The organism is Serratia sp. FS14 (assembly GCF_000695995.1).
GTDB classification, from domain to species: Bacteria; Pseudomonadota; Gammaproteobacteria; order Enterobacterales; family Enterobacteriaceae; genus Serratia; species Serratia nematodiphila.
The window spans coordinates 3,259,722-3,273,944 of the sequence record NZ_CP005927.1; the positions used below are offsets into that span (position 1 = coordinate 3,259,722).

At 59.6% G+C, this 14,223-nt stretch carries 14 protein-coding genes; 9 read left to right on the plus strand and 5 right to left on the minus strand.

The features are described 5' to 3' along the window. Positions 1-58 precede the first annotated feature (58 nt). The 6 genes from aspS (at position 59) to ruvB (ending at position 5,382) form a co-directional block, all read left to right on the plus strand. Entirely contained in the window at positions 59-1,843 is a 1,785-nt protein-coding gene (aspS, locus tag L085_RS14755; protein WP_044031072.1) for an aspartate--tRNA ligase, read from the plus strand. Then, positions 1,843-2,289 (plus strand): dihydroneopterin triphosphate diphosphatase, encoded by a 447-nt coding sequence (gene nudB, locus L085_RS14760; protein ID WP_004932373.1) that lies wholly within the window; start codon positions 1,843-1,845, stop codon positions 2,287-2,289. Before aspS ends, nudB begins: the two co-directional genes overlap by 1 nt. A gap of 19 nt (positions 2,290-2,308) precedes the next feature. Beyond that, complete coding sequence (locus tag L085_RS14765; protein ID WP_004932370.1) at positions 2,309-3,052, plus strand: YebC/PmpR family DNA-binding transcriptional regulator; 744 nt, start codon at positions 2,309-2,311, stop codon at positions 3,050-3,052. 57 nt (positions 3,053-3,109) lie between these two features. Further along, positions 3,110-3,631 (plus strand): crossover junction endodeoxyribonuclease RuvC, encoded by a 522-nt coding sequence (gene ruvC / locus L085_RS14770; protein ID WP_004932367.1) that lies wholly within the window; start codon positions 3,110-3,112, stop codon positions 3,629-3,631. A 112-nt stretch (positions 3,632-3,743) separates the two neighbouring features. Continuing rightward, the gene (gene ruvA, locus L085_RS14775; protein ID WP_004932365.1) at positions 3,744-4,358 is read left to right on the plus strand and encodes a Holliday junction branch migration protein RuvA; all 615 of its coding nucleotides are present in this window, start codon (positions 3,744-3,746) and stop codon (positions 4,356-4,358) included. Between the two features lie 19 nt (positions 4,359-4,377). Further along, positions 4,378-5,382, plus strand: coding sequence for a Holliday junction branch migration DNA helicase RuvB (ruvB, locus tag L085_RS14780; protein WP_004932364.1), 1,005 nt, complete (start codon positions 4,378-4,380; stop codon positions 5,380-5,382). 61 nt (positions 5,383-5,443) lie between these two features. Here ruvB and znuB read toward each other — a convergent pair whose 3' ends face one another. Together znuB and znuC are read right to left on the minus strand one after the other, a co-directional pair. Continuing rightward, positions 5,444-6,229 (minus strand): zinc ABC transporter permease subunit ZnuB, encoded by a 786-nt coding sequence (gene znuB, locus L085_RS14785; RefSeq protein ID WP_021503876.1) that lies wholly within the window; start codon positions 6,227-6,229, stop codon positions 5,444-5,446. Continuing rightward, positions 6,226-6,984, minus strand: a complete 759-nt coding sequence (gene znuC, locus L085_RS14790; RefSeq protein ID WP_021503875.1) for a zinc ABC transporter ATP-binding protein ZnuC — start codon at positions 6,982-6,984, stop codon at positions 6,226-6,228. Before znuC ends, znuB begins: the two co-directional genes overlap by 4 nt. A gap of 68 nt (positions 6,985-7,052) precedes the next feature. On the opposite strand from znuC, the gene znuA reads away from it, so the two are divergent. From znuA to lpxM, 3 genes are all read left to right on the plus strand, one after another. Then, positions 7,053-8,006 carry a zinc ABC transporter substrate-binding protein ZnuA gene (gene znuA / locus L085_RS14795; RefSeq protein ID WP_044032055.1) on the plus strand — a complete coding sequence of 318 codons (954 nt, stop codon included), beginning with the start codon at positions 7,053-7,055 and terminating at the stop codon, positions 8,004-8,006. Between the two features lie 21 nt (positions 8,007-8,027). After that, positions 8,028-9,350, plus strand: coding sequence for a murein DD-endopeptidase MepM (mepM, locus tag L085_RS14800; protein ID WP_004932347.1), 1,323 nt, complete (start codon positions 8,028-8,030; stop codon positions 9,348-9,350). A gap of 149 nt (positions 9,351-9,499) precedes the next feature. Continuing rightward, positions 9,500-10,468, plus strand: a complete 969-nt coding sequence (gene lpxM / locus L085_RS14805) for a lauroyl-Kdo(2)-lipid IV(A) myristoyltransferase (RefSeq protein ID WP_015378127.1) — start codon at positions 9,500-9,502, stop codon at positions 10,466-10,468. Between the two features lie 49 nt (positions 10,469-10,517). Here lpxM and L085_RS14810 read toward each other — a convergent pair whose 3' ends face one another. From L085_RS14810 to L085_RS14820, 3 genes are all read right to left on the minus strand, one after another. After that, positions 10,518-11,399 (minus strand): leucine-rich repeat domain-containing protein, encoded by an 882-nt coding sequence (locus tag L085_RS14810; protein ID WP_044031075.1) that lies wholly within the window; start codon positions 11,397-11,399, stop codon positions 10,518-10,520. 85 nt (positions 11,400-11,484) lie between these two features. Beyond that, a complete protein-coding gene (gene pyk / locus L085_RS14815) occupies positions 11,485-12,927 on the minus strand; it encodes a pyruvate kinase (RefSeq protein WP_004932339.1) in 1,443 nt (480 codons plus the stop codon). Between the two features lie 189 nt (positions 12,928-13,116). Further along, positions 13,117-13,989, minus strand: coding sequence for a MurR/RpiR family transcriptional regulator (locus tag L085_RS14820; protein ID WP_021503871.1), 873 nt, complete (start codon positions 13,987-13,989; stop codon positions 13,117-13,119). Positions 13,990-14,223 lie beyond the last annotated feature (234 nt).

Below are 14,223 nucleotides of genomic sequence, written 5' to 3' on the forward strand. Positions count from 1 at the left end.
GCCGCGCGACAGGGGCGCAGTAGCCCGGCGCGGCATCGGCTGTGTAAAAGGATAGCGTATGCGTACTGAATATTGCGGGCAGTTGAATCTGTCCCACGTGGGCCAGGAAGTCACTCTGTGTGGTTGGGTCAATCGTCGTCGCGATCTGGGCGGCCTGATCTTTATTGATATGCGCGACCGTGAAGGCATCGTGCAGGTGTTCTTCGACCCGGACGAGAAAGTGGCGTTCGACAAGGCCTATGACCTGCGCAATGAATTTTGCATCCAGATCGTCGGCACCGTGCGTGCGCGTCCGGACAGCCAGATCAATAAAGATATGGCCACCGGCGAAGTGGAAGTGTTCGCCCACGCGCTCGAGATCATCAACCGCTCCGAGCCGCTGCCGCTGGACTCCAACCAGGTCAACAGCGAAGAAGCGCGCCTGAAATACCGTTACCTCGATCTGCGTCGCCCGGAAATGGCCGAGCGTCTGAAGACCCGCGCCAAAATCACCAGCTTCGTACGTCGCTTTATGGACAGCCACGGTTTCCTCGACATCGAAACGCCGATGCTGACCAAAGCGACGCCGGAAGGCGCCCGCGATTACCTGGTGCCGAGCCGCGTGCACAAGGGCAAATTCTACGCGCTGCCGCAGTCTCCGCAGCTGTTTAAACAGCTGCTGATGATGTCCGGCTTCGATCGTTACTACCAGATCGTCAAATGCTTCCGCGACGAAGACCTGCGTGCGGACCGTCAGCCTGAATTCACCCAGATCGACGTCGAAACCTCTTTCATGACCGCCGAGCAGGTGCGTGAAGTGATGGAGAAGCTGGCGCGCGAACTGTGGCTGGACGTGAAGGGCGTGGATCTGGGCGATTTCCCGGTCATGACCTTCGCCGAAGCGATGCGTCGCTTTGGTTCCGACAAGCCGGACCTGCGTAACCCGCTGGAGCTGGTGGACGTGGCTGACCTGGTCAAGGACGTCGAGTTCAAAGTGTTCTCCGGCCCGGCCAATGACGCCAAAGGCCGCGTGGCGGCGATCCGCGTACCGGGCGGCGCACAGCTGACCCGCAAGCAGATCGACGAGTACGGCGCTTTCGTCAACATCTACGGCGCCAAAGGCCTGGCCTGGCTGAAGGTCAACGACCGCGCCGCGGGCATGGAAGGCGTGCAGAGCCCGATCGCCAAATTCCTCAGCGCGGACGTGCTGGAAGCCGTCCTGGCGCGCACCGACGCGCAGACCGGCGACATCCTGTTCTTCGGCGCCGACAGTTTCAAGATTGTCACCGATGCGATGGGCGCGCTGCGCCTGAAGCTGGGTCGCGATCTGGGGCTGACCCAACTCGACAGCTGGGCGCCGCTGTGGGTGATCGACTTCCCGATGTTCGAAGAAGACGAAGAGGGCGGCCTGGCGGCGATGCACCACCCGTTCACCTCGCCGCGCGATATGAGCCCGGAAGAGCTGGCCGCCGCGCCGGTCAACGCCATCGCCAACGCCTATGACATGGTGATCAACGGTTACGAAGTGGGCGGCGGTTCGGTGCGTATTCACCGCAGCGAAATGCAGCAGACGGTGTTCAGCATTCTGGGCATCGACGAACACGAACAGCGCGAGAAGTTCGGCTTCCTGCTGGACGCGCTGAAGTACGGCACGCCGCCGCACGCCGGCCTGGCCTTCGGCCTGGACCGTCTGGTGATGCTGCTGACCGGCACCGACAATATCCGCGACGTGATCGCCTTCCCGAAAACCACCGCGGCGGCCTGTCTGATGACCGACGCCCCGAGCTTCGCCAACCCGGCGTCGCTGCAGGAGCTGGCGATCAGCGTGGTAAAGAAAGCCGGTGCGGAACAAGAGAGCGAGTGATGAGTTATAAGCGCCCTGAATCTATCCTGGTAGTGATTTACGCGAAATCCAGTGGTCGGGTGCTGATGTTACAGCGGCGCGACGATACCGAGTTCTGGCAGTCGGTCACCGGCAGTCTGGAGCAGGATGAGTCGCCGCCGCATGCCGCGCGGCGTGAAGTCATGGAAGAAGTCGGCATCGATATCGAAGCAGAGCACCTGCCGTTGTTCGATTGCCAGCGCTGCGTGGAGTTTGAACTCTTTGTCCATTTGCGACATCGCTATGCGCCGGGAACCACGCGCAATAAAGAGCACTGGTTCTGTCTGGCGTTGCCCGAGGAGCGCGATCCGGTGATTACCGAGCATCACGCTTACCAATGGCTTGAGGCGGCCGAGGCCGTGAAGTTGACCAAGTCGTGGAGCAATCAGCAGGCGATTGAAGAGTTCGTGATCAATTCAGTCCAGTAGTTTTTTTCGGAGATTTTTTATGGCAGGTCATAGTAAGTGGGCCAACACAAAGCACCGTAAAGCGGCGCAGGACGCCAAGCGCGGTAAAATTTTCACCAAGATTATTCGTGAGCTGGTCACGGCCGCCAAGCTGGGCGGCGGCGATCCGGATTCCAACCCGCGTCTGCGCGCGGCGATGGACAAGGCGCTGTCGAACAACATGACGCGCGACACCATGAACCGTGCAATCGCGCGCGGCGTGGGCGGCGATGATGATACCAATATGGAAACCATCATCTATGAAGGCTACGGTCCTGGCGGCACCGCCGTCATGATCGAATGCCTGAGCGACAACCGCAACCGCACCGTGGCGGAAGTGCGCCACGCCTTTACCAAATGCGGCGGCAACCTCGGCACCGACGGTTCCGTGGCTTATCTGTTCACCAAGAAGGGCGTGATCACCTACGCACCGGGCCTGGATGAAGACAGCGTAATGGAAGCGGCGTTGGAAGCCGGTGCGGAAGACATCGTGACCTATGATGATGGCGCCATCGACGTGTTCACCGCCTGGGAAAGCCTGGGCGCGGTGAAAGACGCGCTGACCGCGGCGGGCTTCGAAGCCGAAGCGGCGGAAGTGTCGATGATCCCATCGACCAAGGCCGACATGGACGCGGAAACCGCGCCTAAGCTGTTGCGCCTGATCGATATGCTGGAAGACTGCGACGACGTGCAGGAAGTTTACCATAACGGTGAAATCTCCGACGAAGTGGCGGCGACGCTGTAATCCGGTAAAACGGGCGCCGCCGTTCGGCGGCGCCGTGCATGCAAGGTGGATGTAGATATGGCGATCATACTCGGTATCGATCCCGGCTCGCGCGTCACCGGCTATGGCCTTATCCGCCAGCAGGGGCGTCAGTTGAGCTATATCGCCAGCGGCTGCATCCGCACGGTGGTGGACGACATGCCGACGCGGCTGAAGCTGATTTACGCCGGCGTCAGCGAGATCATCACCCAGTTTCAGCCCGATTTCTTCGCCATCGAACAGGTGTTTATGGCCAAGAACCCGGATTCGGCGCTCAAGCTTGGCCAGGCGCGCGGCGTCGCAATCGTGGCGGCGGTTAATCAGAACCTGGAAGTGTTCGAGTATGCGGCGCGGCAGGTCAAACAAACCGTGGTCGGCACCGGCGCGGCCGAAAAGGCGCAGGTACAGCACATGGTGCGCTCGCTGCTCAAACTCTCGGCAAACCCGCAGGCGGATGCCGCGGATGCCCTGGCCATCGCCATCACCCACTGCCACCTCAGCCAGAACGTGCTGCGAATGAGCGAAGGGCGGCTGAACCTGGCGCGCGGGCGTTTGCGCTGACGCGAAACGATGATTGCTCAGGCTGGATATTCATCCAGCCTTTTTTATGTTATAAGCTTTACCAGCAACGGCATGGCAGGGCGCCATGCCCGGTAATTCTGCAGGAGGGTAAATGATAGGTCGTCTCAGAGGAAATATTCTGGAAAAGCAGCCGCCGCTGGTGTTACTGGAGGCGAACGGCGTGGGTTATGAAGTGCACATGCCGATGACCTGCTTTTACGAGCTGCCGGAACTGGGGCAAGAGGCCATCGTGTTTACCCACTTCGTGGTGCGTGAAGACGCGCAGCTGCTGTACGGTTTCAACGACAAGCAGGAGCGCGCGCTGTTCCGTGAGCTGATTAAGGTCAACGGCGTCGGGCCGAAACTGGCGCTCGCCATCCTGTCGGGCATGTCCGCGCAGCAGTTCGTCAGCGCGGTGGAGCGCGAAGAGATCACCGCACTGGTCAAGCTGCCGGGCGTGGGCAAAAAAACCGCCGAGCGCCTGGTGGTCGAGATGAAAGACCGCTTCAAAGGGCTGAACGGCGATCTGTTCAACAACAGCAGCGAGATCAGCCTGCCGGCCGCCGCCGACAAAACGCCGGAAGCGGACGCAGAAGCCGAAGCCGTCTCGGCGCTGGTGGCGCTGGGCTATAAGCCGCAGGAAGCCAGCCGCATGGTCAGCAAGATTGCCAAGCCGGGCGCCGACTGCGAAACCCTGATCCGCGACGCGCTGCGCGCCGCCCTGTAAGGCCGAAAAGGGGTAGATAATGATTGAAGCCGATCGCCTGATTTCCGCCGAACCGATCAACGAAGAGGAGATCCTCGATCGCGCCATTCGTCCCAAGCTGCTGACTGAATACGTCGGCCAGCCGCACGTGCGCGAGCAGATGGAGATCTTCATTCAGGCGGCCAAGCAGCGCGGCGACGCGCTCGACCATTTATTGATCTTCGGCCCGCCGGGGCTGGGGAAAACCACCCTGGCCAACATCGTGGCCAACGAAATGGGCGTAAATTTGCGCACCACTTCCGGCCCGGTGTTAGAAAAGGCGGGCGATTTGGCGGCGATGCTGACCAACCTCGAACCGCACGACGTGTTGTTCATCGACGAAATTCACCGTTTGTCACCGGTGGTGGAAGAAGTATTGTATCCGGCGATGGAAGACTACCAGCTGGATATCATGATCGGCGAAGGGCCGGCGGCGCGTTCGATTAAGCTCGATCTGCCGCCGTTTACCTTGGTGGGCGCCACCACTCGCGCCGGTTCGCTGACCTCGCCGCTGCGCGATCGCTTCGGCATTGTCCAGCGGCTGGAGTTTTATCAGGTGGCGGATCTGCAGCACATCGTCTCGCGCAGCGCCGGGTGCCTGGGGCTGGAGCTGTCCGACGAGGGCGCCCATGAAGTGGCCCGCCGCGCGCGCGGCACGCCGCGTATCGCCAACCGCCTGTTGCGCCGGGTGCGCGATTTCGCTGAAGTGCGCGCCAACGGCGTGATCAGCGGTTCAGTGGCGGCGCAGGCGCTTGATATGCTCAACGTCGATGCCGAAGGCTTCGACTATATGGATCGCAAACTGCTGTTGGCGATTATCGACAAGTTTACCGGTGGCCCGGTCGGGTTGGATAACCTGGCGGCGGCGATCGGTGAAGAGCGCGAAACCATCGAAGACGTGATTGAACCGTTTCTGATCCAGCAGGGCTTTATCCAGCGCACGCCGCGCGGCCGTCTGGCGACGCAGCACGCCTACCGGCACTTTGGTCTCGAACGCGAAGAGTAAATTTTTAATCCGCCAGTAAAAAAGGGCCGCAGATGCGGCCCTTGTCATATCCCGGCTTTAATCAAGCCTGTTGTTTTTTGAACAGGCTCAGCGTGAACAGCACGGCAGCGCTGAGCACCACCGAAGGGCCGGCCGGCGTATCGTAAAATGCCGAGAAGGCCAGGCCGCCGGTAACCGCCACCATGCCGAGCAGTACCGCGACACCCGCCATCTGCTCCGGCGTGCGCGCGAAGCGGCGAGCGGTGGCCGCCGGAATGATCAGTAGCGAGGTGATGATCAGCGCGCCGACGAATTTCATCGCCAGGCCGATGGTCAACGCGGTGACCAGCATCAGCACGGTACGCGCCCGTGCCAAATTGACGCCGTCGACGTGCGCCAGCTCCGGGCTGATGGTCATCGACAGCAGATCGCGCCATTGCCACCACAGCACCAACAGCACCACGGCGACGCCGCCGGCGATCATCACGATATCGCTCAGCGTGACTGACAGTAGATCGCCGAACAGGTAGGCCATCAGATCGACCCGCACGTTGGACATCAGCGCCACCACCACCAGACCCAGCGACAGGGCGCTGTGGGCCAGAATGCCGAGCAGGGTATCTACCGAAAGCTGCGGGCGGCGTTCCAGCCACACCAGGGCCAGGGCCAGCAGCAGCGTAATGGCGATCACCGCATAGAAAGGATTGATGTCCAGCAGCAGACCAAAGGCGACGCCGAGCAGCGAGGCGTGCGCCAGGGTGTCGCCGAAGTAGGACATGCGGCGCCAAACCACAAAGGAGCCCAGCGGCCCGGCGGCGCTAGCCAGCAACACCCCGGCCAGCCAGCCGGGAAGTAACAATTCGATCATGCTTCGTGGCTCCCGGTTTTCTTCAAGACAATTCTTCCCTGCAGGTCGTGGCGATGGTTGTGATGGTGGCGATACACCGCCAGCTGCTCTGCGCCGCGGTTGCCGAACATGGCGATGAATTCGGGATGCATCGAGACCACCTCCGGCGCGCCGGAGCAGCAGATATGCTGATTGAGGCACAACACCTCGTCGGTTTTCGCCATCACCAGATGCAGATCGTGCGAGACCATCAGTACGGCGCAGCCCAGCTCCTTGCGCAGCTGATCGATTAGGTCGTACAGCGCCAGTTGGCCGTTGACGTCCACCCCTTGCGTGGGTTCGTCCAGCACCAGCAGCTGCGGTTTATTCAGCAGCGCTCGCGCCAGCAGTACGCGTTGGTTCTCGCCGCCGGAGAGCTTTTGCATCGGCTGGTCGAGCAGGTGGGCGGCGTGCACGCGCTTGAGCGCCGGCAGAATGTCGGCTTTCTTTACGCCGGGTTTAAGACGCATAAAGCGGCTAACGGTCAGCGGCAGGGTGGCGTCGAGGTGGAGTTTTTGCGGCACGTAGCCGATGCGCAGGCCGGGCTCCCGCTCCAGCGTGCCGGCGGTTGGTTTGACCAATCCCAGCACCACGCGTACCAGTGTGGATTTGCCCGCGCCGTTCGGGCCAAGCAGCGTGAGAATACGGCCGGGCTGCAGGCTGAGGGAAATGTTCGACAGCACCTTGCGGCTGCCGAAGGCGACGGAGATATTTTTTAGCGTTATCAGTGTAGACATCTCGAGATTACAGGTTGCAGAACGAAGCGGATGTTATAATATCACGCCTTATTGATGAAAACGATGGGATTACTGATGATGGCAAAGAAAATAAATGGCTGCAGCGCACGCTGCTGGCCAGCGCACTGTTGATGGCCGGCCCGCTGAGCAGCGCTTCCGCTGCGGTGGTGACCTCGATTCGCCCCTTAGGCTTTATCGCTGCGGCCATCGCCGACGGCGTGACGCCGACCGAGGTGTTGCTGCCGGACGGCGCTTCGCCACACGATTTTGCGTTGCGCCCTTCCGATATCCAGCGCCTGCGTTCCGCTGACCTGGTGTTGTGGGTCGGGCCGGACATGGAAGCGTTCCTGACCAAGGCGCTGGTGCCGATCTCGGCGACGCGAAAGCTGGCTATCAGCGAACTGCCGGCGGTGAAGCCGCTGCTGATGAAAGGCGAAGAGGACGACGATCATGAACATGCAGGCGAAGCGCATAACCATGCCGATGACGATCATGGGCATCATCACGGCGAGTACAATATGCACGTTTGGCTGTCGCCGGAGATAGCAAAAGTGACCGCGATCGCGATTCACGACAGATTGTTGGAACTTATGCCGCAAAATAAGGACAAATTAGACGCAAACCTGCGCCAGTTCGAGAATCTGCTGACGCAAACTGACAAAAATGTTGGTAACATGCTTACGCCTGTGCAAGGTAAGGGTTATTTTGTTTTTCATGATGCTTACGGCTACTTTGAAAAACACTACGGTTTGAGTCCGCTGGGCCATTTCACCGTCAATCCCGAAATTCAGCCTGGAGCACAGCGCCTACACCAAATTCGAACACAGTTGGTTGAGCAGAAAGCGGTATGCGTTTTTGCTGAGCCACAATTCAGGCCGGCCGTAATCAATGCCGTCGCCAAGGGTACCAAAGTGCGTTCCGGAACGCTGGACCCGCTGGGCACCGGCATCGCGCTGGAGAAGGACAGCTACGGGAAATTCCTGACTCAGCTGTCAAACCAGTACGTGAGCTGCCTGAAGTAAAGCTTATGAGGATAATATCGAGTGCAGCAGATAGTCCGAACTATCGCTCTGGCGTATAACAACCTGCCACGGCCCCACCGCGTCATGCTGGGGTCGCTGACAGTCGTCACATTGGCCGTCGCTGTTTGGCGGCCTTTTGTTTACCACCCAGAACACAACCCCATCGCCAAGAGCGTCGAGTTAGAATCCAGCCAGATGCGGTCATTGCTCCCTGAAGCCAGTGAACCGATAGATGTCGACCAACCCACCCCCGATGACGAAATCCCGCAGGATGAGCTGGACCAGAAGGATGCCGGCGATGATGGCGTGCATGAATATGTGGTTTCCACCGGCGACACCCTTGGCAGCATTCTGACGCAGTACGGCATTGATATGTCGGATGTCACCTTGCTGGCTTCGCAAAACCGCGATCTGCGTAACCTGAAGATCGGCCAACAGCTGTCGTGGACCGTGAACGACGCAGGCGATTTGCAGCAGTTGACCTGGGAGGTTTCCCGCCGCGAAACTCGCACCTATGATCGCGTCGGCAACAGCTTCAAGGAGTCAAAAGAGGCGCAGCAGGGCGAATGGCGCAACAACGTGATCAGCGGCCGGGTCAACGGCAGCTTCGTCAGCAGCGCCGGCGACGCCGGGCTGAGCCGTAACGAAATCAACTCGGTGATCAAGGCGTTGCAGTGGCAGCTCGATTTCCGCAAGCTGCGCAAAGGCGATCAGTTCTCCGTGCTGATGTCGCGTGAGCATTTCGACGGCAAGAAATCGCAAAGCCAACTGTTGGGCGTGCGTTTGCGCACCGGCGGCAAGGATTACTACGCGATCCGCGCCGAAGACGGCAAATTCTACGATCGCCAGGGCTCTGGCCTGGCGCGCGGCTTCATGCGTTTCCCGACCATGAAACAGTTCCGCATCTCCTCCAACTTCAACCCGCGCCGCGTGAACCCGGTGACCGGCCGCGTGGCGCCGCACAAGGGCGTCGATTTCGCCATGCCGGTCGGCACGCCGGTGCTGGCGGTCGGTGACGGTGAGGTGGTGATCGCCAAACGCAGCGGCGCAGCGGGTAACTATGTGGCGATCCGCCACGGTCGTCAGTACACCACGCGCTATATGCACCTGAAAAAACTGCTGGTGAAACCAGGCCAAAAGGTGAAACGCGGCGATCGCATTGCGCTCTCCGGCAACACCGGCCGCTCCACCGGGCCGCATCTGCACTTTGAACTGTGGACCGGCCAACAGGCGGTGAACCCGCTGACGGCCAAACTGCCGCGTTCCGAAGGGCTGGGCGGCAAAGACCGCAGCGATTATCTGGCGCAGGTGAAGGAAGTGGTTCCTCAGCTGCAGTTGGATTAACGCCCCCTTTTTCCGGCGCTTCGGCGCCGTTAATTTCATCGGCCTGATTGCGGGCCGATGCTGTTTTACCTGGGCGGTTCGCGGTTGTTAATTGCAAAATCGGTGCTGGCAATTATGATTAGCCGAATCGCTAAGCCAAGAGCATGTGCATGCAAAACGAGAAGAAATCGAACGTAGAGTTCATTCCGCAGTTTCAAAAAGCCTTTTTATATCCGCGCTACTGGGGCGTGTGGTTGGGAACCGGTCTGATGGCCGGCATTTCGCTGGTGCCTGCGCGCCTGCGCGATCCGGTGCTGGGTGCGGTCGGCAAACTGGCCGGCAAGTTGGCGAAGGGCGCGCGCCGTCGTGCCCGCATCAACCTGCTGTATTGCTTGCCTGAGTTGCCTGAAAGCGAACGCGAGCACATTATCGACCAGATGTTCGCCTGCGCGCCGCAGTCGATGGTGCTGATGGCTGAGCTGGCCTGCACCAAACCGGAAAAAGTGCTCAAGCGTGTGCGTTGGCACGGCGAAGAGGTGTTGGACAAGATCCGCGCGGAAGGGCGCAACGTGATTTTCCTGGTGCCACATGGCTGGGCGGTGGATGTGCCGGCGATGTTGATGGCCGCGCGCGGTCAACCGATGGCGGCGATGTTCCACAATCAGCGCAATCAGCTGATCGACTACCTGTGGAATGCCGTGCGTCGTAAATTCGGCGGCCGCATGCACGCGCGCAATGACGGCATCAAACCGTTTATCAGTTCGGTTCGCCAGGGATATTGGGGTTATTATCTGCCCGATCAGGATCACGGCGCTGAGCACAGTGAGTTTGTCGACTTCTTCGCCACCTATAAGGCGACGTTGCCGGCGGTCGGGCGGTTGATGAAGGTATGCCGTGCGGCGATCGTGCCGTTGTTCCCGGTGTACGACGGCAAAACCAGCATGCTGGATATCTATATTCGCGAGCCGATGGACGATCTGGCCGAAGCGGACGATCCGCGCATTGCCCGCCGTATGAATGAAGAAGTGGAAAACCTGGTGGGCCCGAACCCGGAGCAGTACACCTGGATCCTCAAACTGTTGAAGACGCGCAAGGAAGGGGAGATTGAGCCTTACTCGCGCGACGATCTGTATCGTTAATCCTTTCTACCGCTAACGCCGGCAGGGCCACAACCCGGCCGGCGTCTCTTCAGATGTGCACCCTACAGCCGCGAGCCCGCAGGATGTCGACGATTTTAGGCGTGTGGGTGAAATCATTCCAGCGCAGATCAAGCTTGCGCAGCCGGCTCAGTTCACCGAGGCTTTCCGGCAGATTGCTCAGGCGGTTGGCGCGCAGATCCAGGCTTCTCAGCGCCGTGAGCTCACCGATATTTTCCGGCAGGCGCGTCAGCTGATTAAAACGCAGGTTCAGCTCGCTCAATCGCGGCAGGCGGCAGAAGGCTGCCGGCAGTTCGGTGATGGCATTGTTGGCCGCATCGAGTATCTCAAGCTCGCCGAGCAGAGCCATTTCCGCCGGCAGCGCGGTCAGGGCATTTTTCATGATATGCAACTCGCGCAGCGCGCGTAGCTGCCCGATTTCGCCGGGCAGGTTGCCGATGCGATTGTTGTATAAACGCAGCTCCTGCAATGCCGCCAGACTCGGTATTGCCTGCGGCAAGGCGGTCAGTTGGTTATCGGTCGCGTTGAGGTAAACCAACTGCTGCAGTTGCGCCAGCGCACGCGGCAGGTCGCTAAAGCCGTTATCGCTCAGGTAGAGGTATTTCAGCCGGTGCAGTTGCCCCAATGTTTCAGGCAGTTCGCTTGCGCGGTTGTGACCGAAGTCGAACATCTCAAGCTGTTGCAACTGACCAATCTCCGGCGGCAGGCGGTCGAGCTGATTGCAGGAGATGTTCAGCACCTGCAGGTTGCGGTGTTGCAAGATGGAGGCGGGGAAGGCCGTCAGCTGATTGTCGTACAGGCTGATTTTGCGCAGCGCGTGGCCGGTTAGCTGCGATTCGTCGAGCTGCGTCAGACCGCGCCCATCGAGATCGAGCGCATCACCGGTCGAGGCTGGATTGCGTTGGTGGAGCATGGCGTTCTCCGTCGTTTATGGCGGTGTCAGGGCAAAAAAAATGCCGGCCAACGTGAGCCGGCCGGCATGTCGTCTGCGGCGTGGATTACTCGACGCGCAGGATACGGCTGGTATTGGTGGTGCCGACGGTTTCCATCACGTCGCCCTGGGTGACGATCACCAGATCGCCGGAGACCAGGAAGCCTTTGTCGCGCAGGCGATTGACGGCTTCATTGGCGGCGATCACGCCGTCTTTGTGGCTGTCGAAATAAACCGGCGTCACGCCGCGATACAGCGCGGTCAGGTTCAGCGTGTGCTCATGACGCGACATGGCGAAGATCGGCAGGCCGGAGCTGATGCGCGACATCATCAGCGCAGTGCGGCCGGATTCGGTCATGGCGATCAGCGCGGTGACGCCTTTCAGGTGGTTGGCGGCATACATCGAAGACATGGCGATCGCCTCTTCGATGTTGTCGAACTGTACGTCCAGGCGGTGTTTGGAAACGTTGATGCTCGGGATCTTCTCGGCACCCAGACAAACGCGCGCCATCGCCGCCACGGTTTCCGCCGGGTATTGGCCAGCGGCGGTTTCCGCCGACAGCATGACAGCGTCGGTGCCATCCAGCACGGCGTTGGCCACGTCCATGACTTCGGCGCGGGTCGGCATCGGGTTGGTGATCATCGACTCCATCATCTGGGTCGCGGTGATCACCGCGCGGTTCAGGGTGCGGGCGCGGCGGATCAGTTTCTTCTGGATGCCGACCAGTTCCGGATCGCCGATTTCGACGCCCAGGTCGCCACGGGCCACCATCACCACGTCGGAGGCCAGAATAATGTCGTCCATCGCTTCGTCGGTGCACACCGCTTCGGCGCGCTCAACCTTGGACACGATCTTGGCGTTGCAGCCTGCATCGCGCGCCAGGCGGCGGGCATAGTTCAGGTCTTCACCGGTACGCGGGAAGGAGACCGCCAGGTAGTCGACGCCAATCTTGGCGGCGGTCACGATGTCCGCCTTGTCTTTTTCGGTCAGGGCTTCGGCCGACAGGCCACCGCCGAGTTTGTTGATGCCCTTGTTGTTGGACAGCGGGCCGCCGACGGTCACTTCGGTAAACACTTTCATGCCCTGAACTTCGAGCACTTTCAGCTGAACGCGGCCGTCATCGAGCAGCAGGACGTCGCCCGGCACCACATCGGCTGGCAGGCCTTTATAGTCGATACCGACTTTTTCTTTATCGCCTTCGCCTTTTGACAGGTTGGCGTCCAGCAGGAATTTATCGCCCACGTTGAGGAAGATTTTGCCTTCCTTGAAGGTGGATACGCGAATTTTCGGTCCTTGCAGATCGCCGAGGATAGCGACGTGACGCCCCAGCTTGGCAGCAATTTCGCGTACTTTGTCAGCGCGAGCCTGGTGATCTTCCGGGCTGCCGTGGGAGAAGTTAAGCCGAACTACGTTGGCGCCGGCGGCAATGATCTTTTCCAGATTATTGTCGCGGTCTGTAGCCGGACCCAGGGTGGTAACGATTTTGGTTCTTCTGAGCCGTCTGGACATGTATTACTCCGTTGACTGGTGAAGCAAATATTGGTGTTGCGATAACGTCGGATAACGAAACCAGGCGTGAAATGTAATTTTACAACACTGATATTTCACCCGGGTTACCCGTATGAGCATGTTAACAGGGTACCGCCTCTGATGCCGTCATTCAAATGTCTGTTGAACGGCGATTTTTTCTTCGTCGGGTCACGAATCAAAACTGTTGGGAATGACCACGCCTTTATCAAAGCGCGATTCTTTGAGCGCTTCTTTGACCCGCTTCAAGTTATCTCTGAATTTAGCCCCTCGGCGCAAGGTAAATCCGGTGGCGAGCACGTCAATGAGCGTTAATTGCGCGATCCGCGACACCATCGGCATGTAAACGTCGGTGTCTTCGGGCACGTCGAGCAGCAGGGCCAGGGTCGCCGCCTGGGCGAGCGGGGTGTCGCGCGAGGTGATAGCCAGTACCGTGGCGTCGTTCTCCCGCGCCAGGTGGGCCATCTCCACCAGATTCTTGGTGCGGCCGGTGTGTGAGATCAGCACCACCACGTCGCCTTCGCTGGAGTTCATGCAGCTCATGCGCTGCATGACGATGTCATCAAAGTAGACCACCGGAATGTTGAAGCGGAAAAATTTGTTCATCGCATCGTGCGCCACCGCCGCGGAGGCGCCCAGCCCGAAGAAAGAGATCTTTTTTGCCTGGGTGAGCAGGTCAACCGCACGATTGATTGCGGCAATATCCAAATTTGCCTTTACTGTATCCAGGCTGGCCATTACTGATTCGAAGATCTTGCTGGTATAGGAATCGACGCTGTCATCTTCCTCAACGTTACGGTTTACGTAGGGCGTGCCGTTAGCCAGGCTTTGGGCGAGATGCAGTTTGAAATCGGGAAAGCCTTTGGTATCAAGGCGGCGGCAAAAACGGTTGACGGTAGGTTCGCTGACGTCGGCCATGCGCGCCAGCGTGGCGATGCTGGAGTGAATGGCGGTCTGCGGGGAGGCCAGGATCACCTCGGCGACTTTCCTTTCAGATTTGCTCAGGCGTTCCAGATGGCTCTGGATTTTGTCCAGCGTATTCATATAACGAGAGTCACTCATGGTTTTATCCCTGTGGCTTTCAAGCAACAGCGTCGAATTTCGCCCGTGTTCGCCGTGCAAGCAGACGCCAAACGAGCGGCTGTAACCTGGAATCGATAGGGTATGTCGATTTCAAACAAAGGAGAAATCAATGCCGGTTTAGTGAAAATATACTACGTGCTGGTAACCGTTGGCAGTCTCGACACGGCGTATGCAGGGTTTTTTCACCAGAATATG